Origin of the sequence: Paenibacillus germinis (assembly GCF_013141785.1) — a bacterium.
Lineage (GTDB): Bacteria > Bacillota > Bacilli > Paenibacillales > NBRC-103111 > Paenibacillus_E > Paenibacillus_E phytorum.
The window spans coordinates 92,667-111,639 of the sequence record NZ_WHOC01000198.1; the positions used below are offsets into that span (position 1 = coordinate 92,667).

The window sequence follows — 18,973 nt, forward strand, 5'->3', positions numbered from 1 at the left end:
CCTAAACATCCGCTAACTGATTCGCATCGTAGCGTATTTCATAATCGCTTCCTGGGTGGCGTCCTGTTGACGAAGCTCACCGGTAATGCGCCCTTCGCACATGACCATGATGCGATGGCTCATTCGTAATATTTCGGGCAGCTCGGACGAAATCATAATGATCGATTTCCCCTGTGCGGCTAGCTCATCCAGCAGCTTATAAATCTCCGTCTTCGCGCCAACATCGATACCTCGTGTGGGCTCATCAAAGATGAGAATGTCGCAGTCCCGCAGCAGCCATTTACCGATTACGACCTTTTGCTGATTGCCACCTGAAAGAAATTTAACTTGCTGATGAATGCTCGGCGTCTTAATTTGAAGCGCTTCCACATAGTGGGAGGCTGACTGATCAATTTTGCCGTCATGCATCCACCCGAGTAGACGTCTCGCTTTGCGATAAGAGGCAACGGCGATATTCGTCTTCACGTCCATATCCACCATGAGCCCATAACGTTTACGATCCTCGGATAAATAACCGATTCCATGCTTCACGGCATCATGCGGGGCTTTGATCTGGACCTTGTGCCCGTGGATGCGTATGTCGCCCGAGTCAATTGCATCTGCACCGAAAATGGCCCTCGCCACTTCGGTACGACCGGCTCCCATAAGACCGGCGAAGCCAAGAATCTCGCCTTTTGCCAAATGAAAGGAGACATCTTTCACCGAAGATCCGCGGTTCAGATTCGTAACCTCGAGCACTCTTGTCTCTGAAGCATCGACGGTAATCTGCTGCGTACTGACATAGAGTTCGCGACCAACCATCATCGCAATGATCTGATCAATGGTCGTATCTTTCGTCTGCACAGTATCGATATAACGACCGTCACGCATGACGGTGATGCGATCGGTAATTCGCTTCAACTCTTCCATCCGGTGAGAAATATAAACGATGCCTACACCACGCCCGCGCAGCTGTTCAATGATCCGAAACAGCTCCTCGATTTCCGCGTTGGTAAGTGCCGCCGTCGGCTCATCCATGATGAGCACTTCGGATTGAAATGATAATGCCTTAGCGATTTCCACCATTTGCTGCTTGGCGACTGTCAGTTCCGACACCTTTGTGCGTGGATCGAGCTGGAGGTTCATTTCGTTCAGCAGCTGCTGCGCCTGCTCGTTCAGTTTCCGATCATCGACGAACAGCTTGATTCCCTTCCTCGGCTCGCGCCCAATAAATATATTTTGGGCAATCGTCAAATCCGGCATTAAGTTCAGTTCTTGATGAATCATCGAGATACCAAGCTGCTGAGCTGCTCTCGTATTGGGAATGTTCACTTCCTTGCCTTTAAGGATGATTCTTCCTTCATCTTTCTGATAGACACCCGTGGCAATTTTCATTAACGTGGATTTTCCGGCACCGTTCTCGCCAACAAGCGCGTGCACTTCACCGGCTGCCAACTCCAGACGACATTGATGGAGGGCATGCACACCAGGAAAATGCTTCTCAATTCCTTCCATCCGGACCAGAGCTTCACTCATAACCTCACCTCGTGTTCGTTTTAACATTTCGTGCTTTGTTTTAACCTTCGTGCTCATGTGCTTATTCTATCTGCAATCTGCTGGAAAAAGAGTGGATAAATCTCTTCAAAAAAGTTGAAAATCTTATGATTTTGAAAAATCATAAACGGTCCTGAGAAAAAACGCTTGTTCCAAATCGAGTTGTATTTTGTGCAACATTATGCAGACAAATCAGCGTAATCCCCGCGATTGTTGCAAAAAATACAACAATTTCAGCCAAAAACAGCGCTATTGGATGAAATAAGGATAAATTGTTGTACATCATACAACATCTATAGTTTGGCGAGAAAAAAGCACCGAAATTGTTGTACGTTGTACAACTTTCCCACCACACCTCCTAATTCCAAACTAATAAGTCGAATCAGTCCCCGAATTGCAAACACAAAAAAGCCCCTCACAAGGAGGGGCTTCTCGATCAAACAAAGTTCGTTACTCGGCTTCTTTACCGTTTAATTTCTCTTTCAGCAGATTCAACTGCTCATCAACTTTAGCTTGCTTTGCAACATCAACAGGTGTGTAGCTGCCTACTGAACCTGCTGGCACGTACGGCTTGCGAGCGATTTCCGCTTCAACTTCCAGTTGGATAATTTTCTCTTCCATACGTTGGAAGCCGCGGGATGCGTTGCCGCTCTCGATTACACCATTGTAGGATACTTGTGCCATTTGTTTTTTGGCTTTAGCCAGTTGAGCACGGGACACAAGCTCGTTGCGTTTGTTACGCAGTTTGTAGAACTCATCTTTCATTTCGTGCAGCTGCTGTGTTAGCTCATCAGCATGTGCTTTGGAAGCGGCATATAGATCTGTGTACTCAACAATTTTATCTTCGTGGTACAATTTTTCTTCAACGGCTTGGCGAGCGATAGCCTCTTGGCCATTTTTGATCGCTGCGGAAGCTTTAGCTTCGCGGTCAGCCACAAGACGAACAGACTCTTCCAAACGCTGCTTCAGCTTGCGCTCATTCGCGATTTGTCTAGCAACAGTAACTTCAGCTTGCGCAATTTCTTGCTCCATATCCCGCAAATATTGATTCAACATAACAATCGGATCCTCAATTTTATCCAATACCTCGTGAATTGATGCTTTTGTCATATCCTTCATTCTTGTAAATACTCCCATGGTTTACACGTCTCCTTTTTTAATATCAATTGGTTGTTGTTCAAAGCGAGCGACTTTGGCTCTCAGTTCTTCTACTTCTCTTTGCAGAGCTTTCTTTTCAATGTCTTTCATCATCTCATCGATGTTGTTTACTTTCCCAGCGTCGTACGGAGCATTGTAGCCCGTATGTTGTGGCGCATGGTTAGGGTGGTGCGGCTTGTGAGCGTTCCATGCCCCGCCATTATAGCCTTGACGGCCATATGAGCCAGCATAAGGATCAAATGGAGGCTGATCATACCCAGGTTCCTTCGGAATAACAAGTGCAGCTACAAAGTAGATGAAAATGACCGTTCCTCCAGTGAAGATTGTGGTGATTACCACTAACAAACGTAATAACGTTGCATCTACATTCATGGCCTCGGCGAGTCCGCCGCACAGACCAGTAACTTTCTTATCTCTTCGTGAGCGGTATAGTTTGCTCATGATTACTTGGCTCCCTCCTGCTGCAGTCTGTTTCTCAGAGCTTCCATTTCAGCATCTACGGCCGGGTTGCCCCCGCTATAGTAGCTTTCGCGCCCCATTCGTCTTACATCGCGGAGCGTTCTGGCATGAAGCTCCATATCGGATACGCGCTCTTCCAAGCGACCGAACATCCGTGGTGTCGCATCCTGCGCCACACTGCTGCGAGCATGCAATCTTTGCTGTAACCTTGCGGACTCCATTCGCGCTAAGTAGTAGCTGCGTTTGTCTGCCACTTCTTTGTAATCGGCTTTGAGCTGCTGCAGCTCTTCATCCAGATCAAGGATGGACTGCTTCGCTTGTTCGTACAATTCATGATACTGCTCGCTTTTCTCTTCGGCTTGCAGCTTCTCTTGAAGCACGATCCTTGCCATATGTTCTTCGCCGGCCTTCAGAGCCAGCAGCGCTTGATGCTCGCGCTTCTCTTTGGTTTCCAGCGCCGTCAGATATTGCTGCCGGAGGGACGCTGCATGAGTGACGCATTGCTGGTACAGTCTCTCTGACTGTTGAAGCTGCTCACGCTGCGCTGCTAAGTACTGGTCAATCAAGCGGACCGGGTCTTCCGATCGTTCCAGATGTTCATTCAGTGTCGCTACGGTAATGTCTCTCATTCGCCTAAATAGGCTCATCTCTCATACCACCTTTTTCACTCTCTGTATTCGTTTCAATTCATTACACCGTTCTTCTTGTCAACATCGAAACTCCGTAACCTATCAACCCAATCGCCAGTAAAATGATGATCCAACCAGCTAACTTACCAATCAGGATGATAGCGCCAAGCCCTGCAATAATCCAACCGATTTTGCTGCCGTTCTGTATGCCTACATAACCAAGGCCAACCATTCCTATTGGAATCAAGTATCCCATCACCGAGCCAATAAATGGTCCCATGTGAACGCCTAGCTTATTTAACAGAATCAGTGCACCGAATGCGATTAGCAGAGCGGCTAAGCCCGTATTTCTTTTCATCGTTTCGTCACCGCCTTTCGTTGTTTGCTATGTTGTTTGCTGTGCTCTTGTTCATGTCTTTATTTTAGGTAAAAACGAAGCTTTCCAAAACGGACTAACGACGGTATTTGTTCCTAGACCTTAGTCGGGGCGCATCTAAGACCTGTGTCAGGCAAAAAACAGTGTTTATACGACAGACGTTTTGGTTAAATACTTAACAAACTTGGTAACCCACGCTTTTATCATGGGAAAAGGAAGGTTTAACTTATATGAAACAACGGAAACAAACGTTAACTATACGCATCCTGTTATCTGCTTTATTCCTTCTATTACTCCCTACCTATGCTTGGGAAGCAACGGCGATAGCGCCTGTTTCGGAATCAATTATGGCGTTTCCTAATAAAGAGCCACTGCCTATGGTAAAACTCTTTCGTACTATTCCCAAAAAAACGTCAACAGCAAGTGACGAACCCCTCTTTTCTTTTTCCGTGCTGAGTGATGTACATGTTGGTGCAGAAGACGAAGATTCAAAAAAGCGCTTCCGTGCGGCTTTAGCCGATCATCATCTCATCCGACCTGAAAGCAAACTTATGGTACTGAATGGTGACCTCAGCAATGGCAATGAAGCAGATAATCGTAGTCTAGTCAGCATTATGAGCGAACACGCCTTGCCTCCCGTTCATGCAACGATTGGTAATCATGAGTATTATGGAATGTGGCAAACGGAGAATGGCGGTCAGGATACCAGCAATCTGAATCCGAATTGGACAAGCCAAAAGGCAATTGACCTATTCCATCAAATGTTTAACTATGAAAAGCCCTACCATGAGCTCGTAATGGAGGATTATCACTTTCTATTTCTTGGAGGTGAATTTTATCGCGATGTGGATCCTAACGTGAAAGAAGATGCCTATCTATCCACCGAACAACTTACTTGGCTTCAGGAAAAATTGAAGGCAGCTGCGGCTGCAGCGCCGGACAAGCCTATTTTCGTCTTCCTGCATCAACCGCTCGTTCATACCGTGGACGGCTCGGATCAAGAGCTCGGAGTTGTCCAGCATGAAGAGCTTAGGGCGATTGTGAATGCATATCCGAATGTTGTGTTCTTCAGTGGACATACCCACTGGAATTTGGAGACTACTAAGCAGATTAAACAGCTGGAGTTCCTTGCGGTATCTAGTGCCGCTGTCCACGAAATTTGGAATTCGAATAATGAGCCTGAAGGCAGCGCGGCTAGCCAGAGCATCGTTGTGGACGTTTATACGGACCGTATTGTGATTCAGGGGCGTGAGCATTCGGAGCAGAGGTGGATTGAGCCGGTATTTGTGAAACATTATGAGGGAAAATAAAAAACTACCAAGCGAGAACGCAAGGTAGAATGAGCATTTTTATACAATGTTCTATTATAAAAATACGATACTATTTAGAGTAATTTTTGTAATCGAACAAAATCCTTAGTGCGTAGTAAGGAATTGGATAACCGCTTCTCAACAAAACGAAGCATCGTCCTGTTCCTATTGTTTACATTTAGCATCAAGTAAGGATACTTGTCAGCTAAAGAATGCTTACAAATGACTTCAGCAGCTAGCGCAATACTTCTTCCGGTATGTTGAAATTCAGCTTTTACGAACAAGCTTTTGAAAAGAATCGTATTGCTTGCTAACTTCTGTACTATTAGCCAGCCTATGATCTCGTCGCCATATCTTAATCCCGTACTGTAAGTGGGATCAATCATTCCTTCTTCTACAAAAGGGGAAAGCTCATCTGGATAGCTCTGGCTTAATAGAATTTTCTCTCGTTCTTCTTTGCCAAGCTCGCCCCATGGAAACAGGGTGAAACTTTCAGACATTTGGAGAAGATCGAGCCATGGTTCCTGCATTATCATTGGCAACCGTATCGCAAACATTCGATACATCGCGGATTGCAATGAAAAACCACGGTTTTTAAGAAAAGAATTGGACTCCACGGCACTAGGTTCTTCAACGACATCTATGATAATCGTTATACAACCTTTTTCCCTTAATCGAACTTCTAAAGCCATTAATAAGCGTGTACCTATCCCAAGATTGTGAAAGGGCTCCATCACATGCAGAGCATGAACAATCCCTTCCTTACGCACCGCATTCACATTCGCCAAGGCAAAACCAGCGCGGGTGCCGTCTGCCATTGCTGCTAACGCGATGAATCCTGCAGGCAGTGGATCAAGCAAATGCGCGACATGTGGGGAGACTAATGGCAGAAATGCTAATGCCGACTCTTTTACTTCTATAATTTCTGCCATACCCACTGCCAACTCCTAGTTCATGATGTCTGTAAAACTAAACAATTCGAATGAATGTATCTGTGATCTCATCGTATTGTAGAGATTCCGGCTTTTTAAAATCTTGCTTGTAGGCTGTAATTGTTGGTAATGTTTTGAATGGCGGCATCATGACTGACGATTGGAAACTTGAGACAGCTTGATCTAATGTAATAACGGCACTATCTAAAACGCTTTGCGATGCATAAACAGTTCCGTAAACAGATTGTGCTACTCCAATTGAAATTGTTAAGGCATCTACTGCCGATTGCGGGTATTGAAAATAACCTGTTCCAATTGAGGCATTTTGTAATGTAGTAGATGCAAGACCAATCCGTGCATATAAGGTGTCTTTATTTCCAATAACGGACTGCTGGAAAGTGACAATAGCTTGGTTTAAGTCAGTAACTGCTGTAGTTATGTTGACTTGTGAAACAGTCGTATTATCGTACACAGCTTGAGCCACTGTAATTGAATCCCCTAATATCGTTGCTTGCGATTGTAGATACTGACCTACATCCCACCCAATTACGGATGTTTGTAACAAATCAGATGCAGCACCGATTTGTGTATAGAGAGTGCCTTTGTCCACAATGATAGATTGTTTAAAAGTGACAAGAGCTTGGTTTAACTTAACAACGGCTCCATTTACATTAGTTTGCGACACGGATACATCTGCATATACATCCTGAGCGACAGAAATAGCTGATGTTAAGGTAACTGCTGCTGATTGCGGATATTGACCCAAGTTTGTGCCAATTGTAGCTCCCGCTAATAGTGTATTTGCTTCTCCGATTTTATCATATAGCTCAGCTTTATCCGCTGACACCGAAGGCGATGTGTATGAATTAGATGAAGACGAAGAAGACGAGCTCTGATTCTGTACATTGTTGATCATTAAAATACTACCCGTTACTTGGTCAAAATTCGAAATAATATCTTTGATATTTCCGCCTGTAGGAAGTTTCACGTTCTGAACCTTTACACTGCTTCCAAGTGTAAGGGAAGATTTGCTTCCTAGAATTTCAAGCGTTTCAACGTTCGAGTTAATTTGAACTTTTGCCACACCTTCACCGATTGTAAGTTTAGGAATAATGACTTCAGCATTAGCTTCAATGGTTGCATTACTGTTAACCGTAACTTCGCCGATTGTTGTTTTCCCTTTTGCTTCTACGCGAACGTCAGGTTTATTCACTACAACATTTTTCAAGTTAGCATTATCAAACACTACGGTATTGTCATCCCCGCCAAGAACGCGTGTGATTCCTCCAACCACTAGACCATTCGAATAGAAGTCGTGCTGCAGCCCGGTACCTATTTCCAAATCACCGTTCACTTTAACATTGACTACAGATACATAGTCAGCATTCACCTTTAAATGACCTATCGTCGCATTATCGCCATCTAACTTAAGGTTTGCGCTGAATTCTGCGCTTCCCTGTGAAGCTGCTTGTCCAGGGGCAACTAACTCAAGCTGTTGGATGGACTGAATTTGATGATCACGGATGACTGCTGTCAGCTTGGCACCACGTAATACGTTGCGATTTTTCGCAGCAAAAATACCTTTCACTTCATCTTTAGCTGTATAGCTTATACCGGATACTTTAATTTGTCCGCTATCTGTGATGTCTTCAATCACAAGAGGCAGCAGGTTAGAAACAAATACGGCAATTGATGCTGCTTCCTGTCGGATCAATCCGCTCTGTGGGTGAACGTTACCATTATCCGTCTTTATGATTCCAGCTTGAATAGCTTCGAGCAGACTTTCTCGTGCCCAACTACTTGCAGTAGATAAATCGCTTGGCGTCGTTACGCCTGTATGTTCTGATTTTAGGCCCAACGCTCTGGTTAATACAACAGCCACTTGTTCTTTGGTTATCGACTCATTCGGTTGAAACGAATTACCTGTACCTGTCATCCAACCTTTCTCATAGAGGGCTTCAATGTACGGAGACGCCCAGGAAGAAGCCACAACATCCTTAAATGAACTTGTTCCTTTTGCCTTCACTTCAATATGGAAAATTCTCGTAATTAGCGCAGCAAATTCAGCACGGCTAAGATTCTTATCCGATTGAAATGATTGATTCTCATAACCATCCATGAGTCCACGTTGTAATGCGCTTAGCACACCATCATTTTTCACTTCATCTATGTACTTCAAATCTTTGTTAGGCTGCTCAGCGAAAACAGTAGTCTGGCTCATAGCGGCTGACAGTAACATGGTAGCAACAACAGCTTTGTTTTTCGGGGTTAATTTCACGTAGTTTAGCTCCTTATGGTGTTTTTAGTCTTTTAATTTCATTTCAGGACTTTATACCTATTATTCTTATTATAGATGCTGAATTTAATTATTTAAAGATATTTTATCTTATATTTCGACATATTTTACAGACGATTGTCGGACTAAAGACATTATTACATTACTGGTCTCGACTGCACGATTAAAAGAAATAGGCGTCCATTCCCCGATAATCCAGAGAATAGATCGCCTATACATTGTTTTTTCTATCAAATTCAATTATTGCTATGAAGCAAAAAAAGTTTTATCCGGAAAACCGTCTCCCTCTGCATAACATCTTGCAATAGCTGAAGCAGCCTTCATGAACATATGGTCTTTGGTTGTACCCGGGACTCTCTCTAGCTGCCGAAATTCTTCTTGAACTAGATTAAATTCAATTTCACCCAAACTTTCTTCTGTTGGACCAAATTTGTATATGACCTTTTCGGCATCGTCGAATACTTTAATCAGCATAAGATATGTTGCCATTTTGGGACCCTCCTTTCTTTTTTGGCAATAAAAAAACAAGCCCCTAAAGAGTATCCCGGCTATCATCCCATGACATGTGACTCATGGCTTAGACCCGTGGCTTTGCGTCTCCACCTTTCGATGGATTTGCCTTTGTTCATTATTGCTTGATATTAGGTGTGTTTCAGTGATTATTTCTAGTTGTAAAGAACTATCTATTTCCATGGTATTCCATAAAATAATGAAATTCAACATATTTCTACAAAAGAGAGGGAATCCGTACACAAAGTGTGTGATTTCATACAAAAAAGTTTAGGTAGAACAATGTTCTTGGCGTTACGCCCTTCTACATTCATACCCTACCATCGTACTGATATCCATCCTCCAAATAAGAAACGACCGTCCCAACTAGGGTACGGTCGCCAAATTCGCCTGCTACATTTAATTAATAAATTTTAAAACTTTCAAAGATTGATACAGTATCTTAGCACTTTGTCCTCGATCCGCAGGTGTTGCAGGGGAGAAGGTTGAATCGGTAAGACCATTAACAATGCCTTCCTGTATACCAACTGCAACTGCCTCTCTTGCCCATGGCTGAATGCTCAATTGATCTCCAAATTTGTTAATAGCCGCGTTCTTTTCCGTTTCCGTTAATTGTTTTGTGTATCCGCCTGCTTGCAGCATACTGTGAACCATTTTCATCATTTCCTGACGGGTAATCGGTTGGTTTGGTTTAAAGGTACCATCCTCATATCCACTTACTAAACCAGCCTCAACAGCAGCATATACGGGCGCAGCATACCATGCGTTTGTTTGTACATCATTAAATTTTGCAGGCAATCCACTCTTTGGCTGAATGCCAAGCCCTCTTATGAGTAAGGCAGCAAATTCAGCACGTGTAACTGGACTATCATATCCAAAAGAACCGTTATCATAACCAGAAACAATGAATTTAGATGCCAGGGTTTCAATTGCTTCCTTGGCAAAATGAGACGAAGGTACATCTTCAAAAGTTTTTACATTCTTCACTAAGGAATAAATGGAATTACCCTTACGTATCATATTTGCTTGCAGTGTTCCATCTTCACTAACCGTGAAAAACGTTGGAACTGGATAGTAAGTATTTGTAATGGGATCAAATACCACACCAGCCAAATTCTTGATAGCAGTAATGTTCGTCAGCCCAGGAACCAATAGGGAATGCTGAATGTAAGAGTTTACTGTGGTTATCTCGGTTTGTTTATCCCCAGACACCGCTTGTATTGTAAAATCAATTGGTTTTAATACTTGCTCTACAGAGGATTTTTGAAGCAGGATACCAAAAGACTTTTCTAACTCGGCATCAATTTTGCTTAAAGATACTGTGATTTTTGTAGTATCTATAGCTAGACCTTGTTGTTCAACTGCTTGTTTGATCGAATCCGCACTAAACTTTACTTCCCCTATTGAAGATTGAACGTGAATCATAGTTTCGGCATTCAAGGAGGCTGCTTGTGTGATTGCAGATGCACTTAACTCCGTTTGAGCAAAGTCCCCTTGTCCTTGAATCTCTATAACAACCGTTTTAATCAAAGAATCCACTTGACTCAGTAATTGCTTAGCAATGATTTCAGCCAATTGTTTATTTGTAAATGTAAGCTTGACTACAATTTGTCCCTTATCGTTAGTACTTATCTCCACTTTTGGTACAGTTGAATCTGGTACCGTTCCTGAACCTGAACCTGAACCTGAACCTGAATCTGATCCTGAACCTGGATTTGGATTTGGATTTGGATTTGGATCTGGAACATGAATTGGATCTGTTCCCTGATCTGGAGTCCCTATAGTCTCAATACTCTCCAATACCGATAGATTTTTGCTTTCTCCGGATGTATTCACAGCTGCTATTGCGATTTTGACAGCACCAGAAGGTAGTACAGTTCCATTAGGAATCGTAATTCGATAAGAACTTCCTGTTGTTTTTTTAACTATAGCTAAATTTCCCACTTTTTCATTATTAGCGTTCAAGAAAAACACTTTATATCCAGTCAGTTGCGACTGATCAATAGCAGCTTTCCATGAAAGAGCGCCTCCCACTTTGCCAGTATCCGTTTCCGTGCTTGTAAAGGATATTGCACCAGGAGCTGGGAGATAAACAGAATTGGCTACTGTTACAGGCACAGCAGAGATATTATCCCAAACATTAATTAAACTGATCATATTCAGTTCCTGCTGCAAATGATTGAGAGCTACAACTCCAATATTTACAGCATTACTGGGCACGGTTTGGATATTGTAAACACCATACGTAACTGTTCCAGCATTTACCTTAGTGATCGCATTACCAACGGCCTGTAAATTTGCATCTAGAAAATAAACTGCGTAGCCTGTAATTCCTGTTTCATCGCCTGGCGACCACTGTAGGGAGCCATTATATAATCCAGTGGAAGTATTGGCCTCAGTGAACGATAACTTTCCGGCCAAGAAATTCGGTGAATCATAAATAGGTGATGCCGTATATTTGACGCTTTCCGCATAAGCATTTTTAGAGAAAACACCCATTTGCTTGGCATTAGCAGGTATGGCTGTGCTGGCCACAGAGATGGCATTGGCACCGCCTTTTGCTAGTTCGCCTATCATACCTAGCTTATTGCCTTGAGCATCCAAATAGTAAGCAGTATAGCTTGTAATATAGGATTGATCATCCGGTACTGCCCATTTCAAGCTGCCCTGTATTTGCCCGGATGTGTAGTTCGTGTCAGTAAAGCTTGAGCTTTTGGGAATTTCCCTAGGGATCTTAATCTCCTCAACACTTGTGTAACGATAGATACCATTTTTAGCTAGACTATAGAGTACTACACTGCCGTCATCTGCCATCGTTACGTGATCAATTGTAAAAGGAAGGTCGAATAGCTTGTTGGCATTGGTTCGATCATAGACGGCTTTCTTCGAGAAGACATATTGATTTCGGGCAAAAATGACCTGCTCTCCGTACGAGGCATTTATTGACATCAAATTACCCGCATCCAGCTTCTTCCCTGCAAAAAAGATTTCTGCTTCATCTTTCACCAAAGGTCTGGATGAAGGTGAATAACCGTTTGATTTGTCATATGTTTTGTATTTCCCAACATTTGCGGGATCTGGTCCTACCAACGATAAATAAGAAGGAGATGACTGCGATTCCCCAATATAAAGTTTGTTTAATTCAGAACTATAGATAAGGTCACCTTGATAAAACGATGTGTTGATTTGATCACTGAACGCAACCTTTTTAGCTACCCCGGAAGCAACATCATACGTATACAAATTACGATTACCACTTCCCCCGTATTCCGGTAAATAATAGATCGTGTCCGGGCTAATTGCGATATGGAATGGTGGTTCATTAACGATCAGATTTGCAATGGCGCCTGTGTATTGAGTATCGGTCACAGCAATTTTAGTACTACCGAACAAAGCCACATAAAGCTTCCCATTATAAATATCAATATCTGTTGGCTTTGAGCCTATGAACATCTCATGCTCAATAGAAAGCGTAGCAGGATTAATATATAGAAGTTTATTCGTATCTTGGGATACGGCATATACGAGACCAGTTTCTTGACTGAATACCATATCAGTTATCGGTACAGTAAAGCTTAATTTATTATCCAAATAGGTTGCTTGCGTAATCGTATTTGTAGGTGTCAGATTGAGTGATACCTTATCAACCGTCTTTGTTAACGTATTGAACAAATAAACTGCATCCGCACTATCCATCAGTACTCTTTCTGTTGTATATGGCAGGTTCGTAATTTTAGTAAAGTTCTCTCGATCATACACTGCGGAATCTGAAAATACATAACTACCTTTTACATAATGAAGTTTATTCTCATAGTAACCATCTTTGTAGTCCCCATGTATGATTTTTAAATTATTCTTATCTAATTTATGCCCTGCAAAAAACACGTCGTTACCATCTAGGATAACTTTACGGTTTGGGTAGGAGAAGCCATAGCCTTCATAATAGGTAGATTGATTATTAGGTATTAAAGTGTCTGTCTGGGTACTATAAGCAGCTAGATCGGTACCTGATAAACCACTTTCGCCCACATACAACGTGTGAGTTGTTGTATCCACAACGAGATCAGCCATATAGTAATCATTTGGGTATACGTCAACTTGTGTCTCTTGATTGGAAGTTAAATTAATATCGTATATAAAACTAGAGTTGTCCTTAACTACATAGTAAAGTTTAGTCCCATCAACAGCTACACGAAATGGAGATCGGCCGCCCGCTGTGTTAATCGTCGATGAAATGGCTTGTGAGGCGATGTCGACAACCTTAATTTGCGTCGCCCCCGATAAGGGAATGTACAACTTCCCATTATCCATGGCAATTCCAGATGGGCCGGAACCTATCGGCAATTGTTTAACAACCTGAAGATCACTTGTACGGATAAACAGCAGCTCATTCGTATCGCTTGTAATCGCATAAATGTAACCAGCTGACTCATCGAGCTTCCAGTCAATAACACTTTTATTCAGTACATTACTGATAGTTGTTGTTGATGCATGGCTAGTAGAACGGTAAAATACATTACTCATGGTGAAGAATAGTAAGAATAATATAAGAACAGAAGCTATCTTTTTTTTAACTTGCACCTTAAAGACTAACTTTTCCATCTTGGACCTCCTAGAAATTTAGTAAAACAAAAAACCTTCGCAAAACCATTCGCTTATTTTGCCTGCCGTTAATCCACTGTGAATTCTCTCTGTTTCAATCACTAAGCGGGCTGCGGGAATTGAGTCCAAATGCAAGCAAGCCGCTTTGGTAGATTTTTAAGGCTGGGGTACGTCAATCTTATATTTACCCTGGAAGATTACTTTACCATCCTTATCGTATGTAGTTCCTTGGCCATGACGTGTCATGTAAGTTTTCGAATATTCGCCAACATAACGTTCGCCATTTTTGTAATAGATCGTCCCGAAATAGGTTCCATTTTCTTTAAGCGCGAGTTCTATCCATGATTTTCCATCTTCGTAATAGTAGGTGCCGTTGCTCGTACCTCCTTTCACGAAATTTCCTTCGTAATATTTGGCACCTGATGAATAATATTGAGTTCCCTTCCCGTTAAGCATTCCGTCAGCATATTGTCCCTCTTCATAGAGATAAACCTTGTCTTCAGATTTTTCATAAGTCTTACCGTATCCATTAGGGATGTTCTTAACCCAATTGCCTTCGTATCGAAGAATTCCATTTATAAAATACTTGCCATAACCGTCATACAAATTGTCTTTAAACTCGCCATCGTAGACAAGCTTATCTACGATGTAAAACTTACCTTTCCCTTGAAAAACCCCTAATTTAGTTTCACCTTCGTAAGCTACGAAACTACTATCGTCAATATTGATAACATAGCCTGTCTGACGACCGTCCTCGAACTTCTGCGCAATCGCAATTTCACCTGTTCGGTCGCGACCGTATTGGTTACCTGAAAAATAGATGACGCCTGGTCCAACGACTTCATTATCATGGAACACGGCATCATACCAAACTGAGCCATTATCGCGGTATAGCTTTCCTTTGCCGTTCATTTGGCCATTCTTGACTTGACCTTCATATAGAAGTGCGCCGTTGTCACCGTACAGCTTTCCTTCAGTTGCAGGATCGTAGATATAAACGGATTTCAGATTAGCATCCCACAGCACCTTGCGCCCCGTTGCTTCGCCAACAAAGCGCAGCGGTACGAAGGTGTAACCCTGATTTAGAAAAGGAGCGGTAGGCATTGAGGTAGTACTGCCATTCACGTTCGCTTCATCCTGTCCTAATATGAGGGAGAGCGACTTACCCTGATTCGTTCCTGTTACACTTTGTTTGGAGTCGTTCCATTCAATGTCTAAACCCAGTTTTTCGAAAATAGGTCTAAATTCAACCGTCGTTGATCCATCCTTCAGTACAGGGGACTGATGGAAGACCACTTCTTCTCCGTCCAAGAAAACACGAATCGGTTTATCTGCATTTAATTGTTCAATTCGCTTCTGTATCCAATAATCACGAACAAACTCATTCGGAACATCGAAGTAAAGCACAGCATAAACACCTGACTGAGAAATGTCCGTAAATAACCGTGTGTTATTCTCCTCTAGCAGAGCGCCCATGTAAGTCCACACGCCGGAATCTAGTCGATAAATCCCCAGTTTGTTCAGACCTCCTGCAGGAACTCTTTCCTTCATATAAGTCATCGAGAGCTTCAAGACGTCATCCCTCGACTCATAGGACACAGCCCACGGGTAGCTGACCATTTTTTGGCCAGGCTTAAGTGCTTTGGTAAGCGCTAAATCTTTATCATCCTTGAAGTCAATTGTGACAGCTTCATAAAAATCAGATTCCGGGTCTTTCGGTGAGTATACGGTTACGCTATCGTCCTGTGTAGACAGTTTTTTAATATAACCCAATTTCCCGATACTTTCTCTGACACCAGTAGGGACACTATAGAAATAAGGAACAGCCGAAACAAGCGTGTCTGCTACCTGACCTTCACCTGTCTTTTTGAGCTGGCGAAGTTGGATGGTTTCGTCCTTCATTCTCAGTACAAGCTGGTCGTTGTAGATGCCAACGAGGATCTCGTTGTCTCCAACAATGCCCGTTTGTTTTGAAGTAAGATCGGCAGCGACAATATGGTTAGCTCCATTTTTGAACTCCGGCCATGCCGCTATACCAGTACCAATGGATACTTGCGAGAAAAGATCTCCTAATTCCTTGAAGGTGCTTAGTACCTTTGGTACGGTGTCGATATCCTCGACATTCAGCATCCTTGTCTCATAATCTGGCTTGGAAGTAAATGCATGTATCCAGATAACGTTTTTGCCGTCAAATGCAAATTTCTTATCATTCCTGATATAACCTTCTGTTGGCTTGTACAATGTTCTGGACAATCCATCCGTTGCGTTATAGCGTTCTAAGCTTCCCTTCTCGCTAATATAGACGACAATACCATTTTCAATTAAAGCCCTTCTGCCTTTTCCGATTTCTTTGATTACTTTAGTTTCTAAGTTATAAGCCCTGAACGTCCCTTCAAGCGGTTTGTAGAAAACAACATATTTCCCATCAGTGGCAAATTGATCATAGGGATATGGAGGGATTTCAGTCTCGGTTACTTCACCGGTTAGAAGATTGACAAGCATAACATGCTTTTGGTCCTCCAAATAGACAGCGTAGCCTCCTCCTGCAGATAAGTATTTCTTAAACTTCTTGGTGTCAGTAAGTTGCTTCAATTCTCCGGTCTCTAGGTTGCGACTGAATACCTGCTCCCAACCTATATTATCTTTGCCTATGTACACCATCTGATTGCCTGTGATCTTCGCTTCAGACTCAGGTAGCGTGTACTCGGTAAGCTTGTCCGTTGAGGTGAATAACTCCGCGAAGGCGCTTTTTGGCAGTAAAACTAAAGACCCTGCACCGATGACAACCATCAAGATAAGCACCCATAATTTCTTTCCTATAAACCCCACACGCACTCGCTCCTTCTCAATCTCCATGTTAAAATAACACAAAAAACCAAGCTCAATAGAGCAACCCGGCTATCGTCCCATGAAACGTGACTCATGGCTTAGACCCGTGGCTTTGCGTCTCCACCTTTCGATGGATTTGCCTTTGTTCATTATCGCTTGGTTTTTAGGTATTTTTACTCATTGGAACTAGTTATATAGAACTGACTGTTTTCCATATTAATCCACGTTTTTTCAAAATTCAACACTTTTCTACAAAAAAGAGGAAATACATGCACAAAGTGTGTGATATCACACAAAAAAGGCCAACCTTATGTCCCGGTTGACCTTTGCCCTGATAAATTTCTGACTTAAATATTCTCTCTATCTAGCAGATAGACTTTCACATTCTTCTTTACGCCGAATTCTTGAGCGTCATTTAGATCATTCATGAATACATCAATTCTCGAACCGCGAATAGCCGAACCTATATCCTCTGCTTTACGAATACCTATACCGTCAATGAACACTGTAGATCCTAAAGGGATAACAGCCGGGTCCACGGCGATCGTACGTCCTTCTTTGGCTTTAAGACCACTAAATGTGATGCCGTACATGGGATGGGAAGCCTTTTTACCTGTTGATTCAACACCAGCCGTATAAGCTGTAAGGGTTGTGTTCAACACTTTTTTGATAATTTTCTTTTGACCATTTGGTAAACCAATCTCTGATTCAGTCTTCGGAATCGTTAAACTTTGACCAATCGTTAGCTGGTTCGGATTTTGAATATTGTTAGAGCTGATAAGGTCATCTACGGTTACGCCAAAATCACGTGCAATTTTGAACAGTGTATCTCCGCGGTCCACTTGGTACTGCGTCTTAGGCTGAACAAGCTCAGCTTGAGCGGCTTCTTCCACAGGAGCTGCATTTCTTGCCATACTATACGTAGGAGGTAATTCCCCCCCATCTTCACTTTCAGGGTACGAATAGGCGGGTTGCACCTGCCACAAACAAAGCAGCAACGGAAGCGTCAAAGTAACATAAAGAATTTTACGAAACATAGTATCTCCTCCTCTTAAAAAATAATAGAGTTATAGCTACTAGATTCGTCCAATTCTATGATTTATATACGTCTCGTATTAATTTTTTCATTTTGATAGACATGTGGACAACTACACAATCCCTCTCGTAAGAGAAACATATAGTACTAGTATCCAAAAAGAAGTGAGCAAGATCCCTATGAAAACTTATAAACCGAGTAAAAATGGTCTATCGATTTACTACAGAAAAAATGGGTAAAGAAATAAGAAGGCATAAAGTAGTATACAAAACGAATCTTGGCTTAAACTAAAACATGTGAAAGAACGTGAAAGAAGGAAAGACTGCCGGTGTGGCAGTCTTTTTGCTTTTCAACAAATTGCGATTGCATTAACAAATATTCCTTGACAGGAATATTCCATTCGGAGTATATTATGTCTATGAATAAGACTTTCAGTGCTCTTGCCGAGCCAAACCGCTTGCACATTGTCGAGCTTCTGCGTGACGGCCCTCTTACCGTCGGGGAAATAGCGGATCGGCTTGAGCTCCAGCAGCCGCAAGTATCCAAACATCTCCGCGTGCTTAGTGATGCAGAACTTGTCGAGGTACAACCGTCTGCGAATAAAAGAATCTATAACCTGCAGTTTCAGTCGCTCAAAGAGTTGGATGGCTGGCTAGACTCTTTCCGCCGCATGTGGGAAGAGAGATTTGATCGTTTGGACGATTATTTGCAGCTAATGTTAGAGAAGGAAAAGAAAAAACAATTTGATTTGGAGGATTAGACATGACTCAAGAAAAAGCAGGGAACAACTTCAATGTCACCGTAGAAGGAGGCGAATTGGTTCTTACTCGTACCTTCAACGCACCACGTGAACTCGTCTTCAAAACGTGGACTGAGGCTGAACATTTAGCTCGCTGGTGGGGACCAACAGGATTCGAATTAAGCGTACACACCTTAGATCTACGCCCAGGTGGCATCTTCCACTACAGCATGAAATCAGCTGAAGGCTTTGAAATGTGGGGTAAGTTTGTCTACCATGAAATTAATTCACCTGAGAAACTCGTCTTCGTGAATTCCTTCTCTGATGCAGAGGCTAACATTATCAGAGCACCATTCAGTGAAAGCTTTCCACTAGAAATAATGAATAAGTTATCTTTTACTGAAAATGAAGGAAAAACTACACTGATCATGCGCGGAGGGCCTATCAATGCAACTGAGGAAGAACTTAGGTTCTTTGAGGGCATGTATGATTCCATGAAACAAGGCTTCGGCGGAACGTTCGATCAGCTCGATGCATACTTAGCCAAAGTCGTATAAGCGTTTT

At 42.6% G+C, this 18,973-nt stretch carries 14 protein-coding genes and 2 riboswitches; of the genes, 3 read left to right on the plus strand and 11 right to left on the minus strand.

Annotated elements, in window-relative coordinates; translation table 11 throughout:
• Positions 1–12: 12 nt before the first annotated feature.
• The 5 genes from GC102_RS38280 to GC102_RS38300 form a co-directional block, all read right to left on the minus strand.
• Entirely contained in the window at positions 13–1,515 is a 1,503-nt protein-coding gene (locus tag GC102_RS38280; RefSeq protein ID WP_171694166.1) for a sugar ABC transporter ATP-binding protein, read from the minus strand.
• 468 nt (positions 1,516–1,983) lie between these two features.
• Positions 1,984–2,670 (minus strand): PspA/IM30 family protein, encoded by a 687-nt coding sequence (locus GC102_RS38285; RefSeq protein ID WP_171643108.1) that lies wholly within the window; start codon positions 2,668–2,670, stop codon positions 1,984–1,986.
• Positions 2,671–2,673: 3 nt separating this feature from the next.
• Positions 2,674–3,132 carry a PspC domain-containing protein gene (locus tag GC102_RS38290; protein WP_171694167.1) on the minus strand — a complete coding sequence of 153 codons (459 nt, stop codon included), beginning with the start codon at positions 3,130–3,132 and terminating at the stop codon, positions 2,674–2,676.
• A gap of 2 nt (positions 3,133–3,134) precedes the next feature.
• The gene (locus GC102_RS38295; protein WP_171643110.1) at positions 3,135–3,797 is read right to left on the minus strand and encodes a PspA/IM30 family protein; all 663 of its coding nucleotides are present in this window, start codon (positions 3,795–3,797) and stop codon (positions 3,135–3,137) included.
• A gap of 43 nt (positions 3,798–3,840) precedes the next feature.
• Complete coding sequence (locus GC102_RS38300) at positions 3,841–4,137, minus strand: LiaF transmembrane domain-containing protein (protein WP_060646866.1); 297 nt, start codon at positions 4,135–4,137, stop codon at positions 3,841–3,843.
• 248 nt (positions 4,138–4,385) lie between these two features.
• Here GC102_RS38300 and GC102_RS38305 point away from each other — a divergent pair, with 248 nt between their 5' ends.
• Positions 4,386–5,465 (plus strand): metallophosphoesterase family protein, encoded by a 1,080-nt coding sequence (locus tag GC102_RS38305; RefSeq protein WP_171694168.1) that lies wholly within the window; start codon positions 4,386–4,388, stop codon positions 5,463–5,465.
• A gap of 74 nt (positions 5,466–5,539) precedes the next feature.
• Here GC102_RS38305 and GC102_RS38310 read toward each other — a convergent pair whose 3' ends face one another.
• From GC102_RS38310 to GC102_RS38335, 6 genes are all read right to left on the minus strand, one after another.
• Positions 5,540–6,397, minus strand: coding sequence for a GNAT family N-acetyltransferase (locus tag GC102_RS38310; RefSeq protein ID WP_171694169.1), 858 nt, complete (start codon positions 6,395–6,397; stop codon positions 5,540–5,542).
• A gap of 37 nt (positions 6,398–6,434) precedes the next feature.
• On the minus strand, positions 6,435–8,675 hold the full coding sequence (locus GC102_RS38315) for an S-layer homology domain-containing protein (protein ID WP_171694170.1): 2,241 nt from the start codon (positions 8,673–8,675) through the stop codon (positions 6,435–6,437).
• A gap of 264 nt (positions 8,676–8,939) precedes the next feature.
• Positions 8,940–9,182 carry a hypothetical protein gene (locus GC102_RS38320; protein WP_171694171.1) on the minus strand — a complete coding sequence of 81 codons (243 nt, stop codon included), beginning with the start codon at positions 9,180–9,182 and terminating at the stop codon, positions 8,940–8,942.
• Positions 9,183–9,228: 46 nt separating this feature from the next.
• A riboswitch (cyclic di-GMP riboswitch) is annotated at positions 9,229–9,323 on the minus strand.
• 279 nt (positions 9,324–9,602) lie between these two features.
• The gene (locus GC102_RS38325) at positions 9,603–13,805 is read right to left on the minus strand and encodes an S-layer homology domain-containing protein (protein WP_171694172.1); all 4,203 of its coding nucleotides are present in this window, start codon (positions 13,803–13,805) and stop codon (positions 9,603–9,605) included.
• A 156-nt stretch (positions 13,806–13,961) separates the two neighbouring features.
• On the minus strand, positions 13,962–16,634 hold the full coding sequence (locus tag GC102_RS40480) for a stalk domain-containing protein (RefSeq protein WP_171694173.1): 2,673 nt from the start codon (positions 16,632–16,634) through the stop codon (positions 13,962–13,964).
• Between the two features lie 56 nt (positions 16,635–16,690).
• Positions 16,691–16,785: riboswitch (cyclic di-GMP riboswitch) on the minus strand.
• A 196-nt stretch (positions 16,786–16,981) separates the two neighbouring features.
• The gene (locus tag GC102_RS38335) at positions 16,982–17,671 is read right to left on the minus strand and encodes a 3D domain-containing protein (protein ID WP_171694174.1); all 690 of its coding nucleotides are present in this window, start codon (positions 17,669–17,671) and stop codon (positions 16,982–16,984) included.
• A gap of 417 nt (positions 17,672–18,088) precedes the next feature.
• Here GC102_RS38335 and GC102_RS38340 point away from each other — a divergent pair, with 417 nt between their 5' ends.
• Entirely contained in the window at positions 18,089–18,430 is a 342-nt protein-coding gene (locus tag GC102_RS38340) for an ArsR/SmtB family transcription factor (RefSeq protein ID WP_171694269.1), read from the plus strand.
• 2 nt (positions 18,431–18,432) lie between these two features.
• Positions 18,433–18,966 carry an SRPBCC family protein gene (locus GC102_RS38345; RefSeq protein ID WP_171694175.1) on the plus strand — a complete coding sequence of 178 codons (534 nt, stop codon included), beginning with the start codon at positions 18,433–18,435 and terminating at the stop codon, positions 18,964–18,966.
• The last annotated feature ends 7 nt before the right edge of the window (positions 18,967–18,973 follow it).

Coding starts and splice junctions, on each gene's coding strand:
- GC102_RS38320 (WP_171694171.1), bottom strand. CDS start 9,182: ATGGCAACATATCTTATGCTGATTAAAGTATTCGACGATGCCGAAAAG.
- GC102_RS38340 (WP_171694269.1), top strand. CDS start 18,089: ATGAATAAGACTTTCAGTGCTCTTGCCGAGCCAAACCGCTTGCACATT.
- GC102_RS38345 (WP_171694175.1), top strand. CDS start 18,433: ATGACTCAAGAAAAAGCAGGGAACAACTTCAATGTCACCGTAGAAGGA.
- GC102_RS38280 (WP_171694166.1), bottom strand. CDS start 1,515: ATGAGTGAAGCTCTGGTCCGGATGGAAGGAATTGAGAAGCATTTTCCT.
- GC102_RS38285 (WP_171643108.1), bottom strand. CDS start 2,670: ATGGGAGTATTTACAAGAATGAAGGATATGACAAAAGCATCAATTCAC.
- GC102_RS38325 (WP_171694172.1), bottom strand. CDS start 13,805: ATGGAAAAGTTAGTCTTTAAGGTGCAAGTTAAAAAAAAGATAGCTTCT.
- GC102_RS38295 (WP_171643110.1), bottom strand. CDS start 3,797: ATGAGCCTATTTAGGCGAATGAGAGACATTACCGTAGCGACACTGAAT.
- GC102_RS38290 (WP_171694167.1), bottom strand. CDS start 3,132: ATGAGCAAACTATACCGCTCACGAAGAGATAAGAAAGTTACTGGTCTG.
- GC102_RS38305 (WP_171694168.1), top strand. CDS start 4,386: ATGAAACAACGGAAACAAACGTTAACTATACGCATCCTGTTATCTGCT.
- GC102_RS38300 (WP_060646866.1), bottom strand. CDS start 4,137: ATGAAAAGAAATACGGGCTTAGCCGCTCTGCTAATCGCATTCGGTGCA.
- GC102_RS38310 (WP_171694169.1), bottom strand. CDS start 6,397: ATGGCAGAAATTATAGAAGTAAAAGAGTCGGCATTAGCATTTCTGCCA.
- GC102_RS38335 (WP_171694174.1), bottom strand. CDS start 17,671: ATGTTTCGTAAAATTCTTTATGTTACTTTGACGCTTCCGTTGCTGCTT.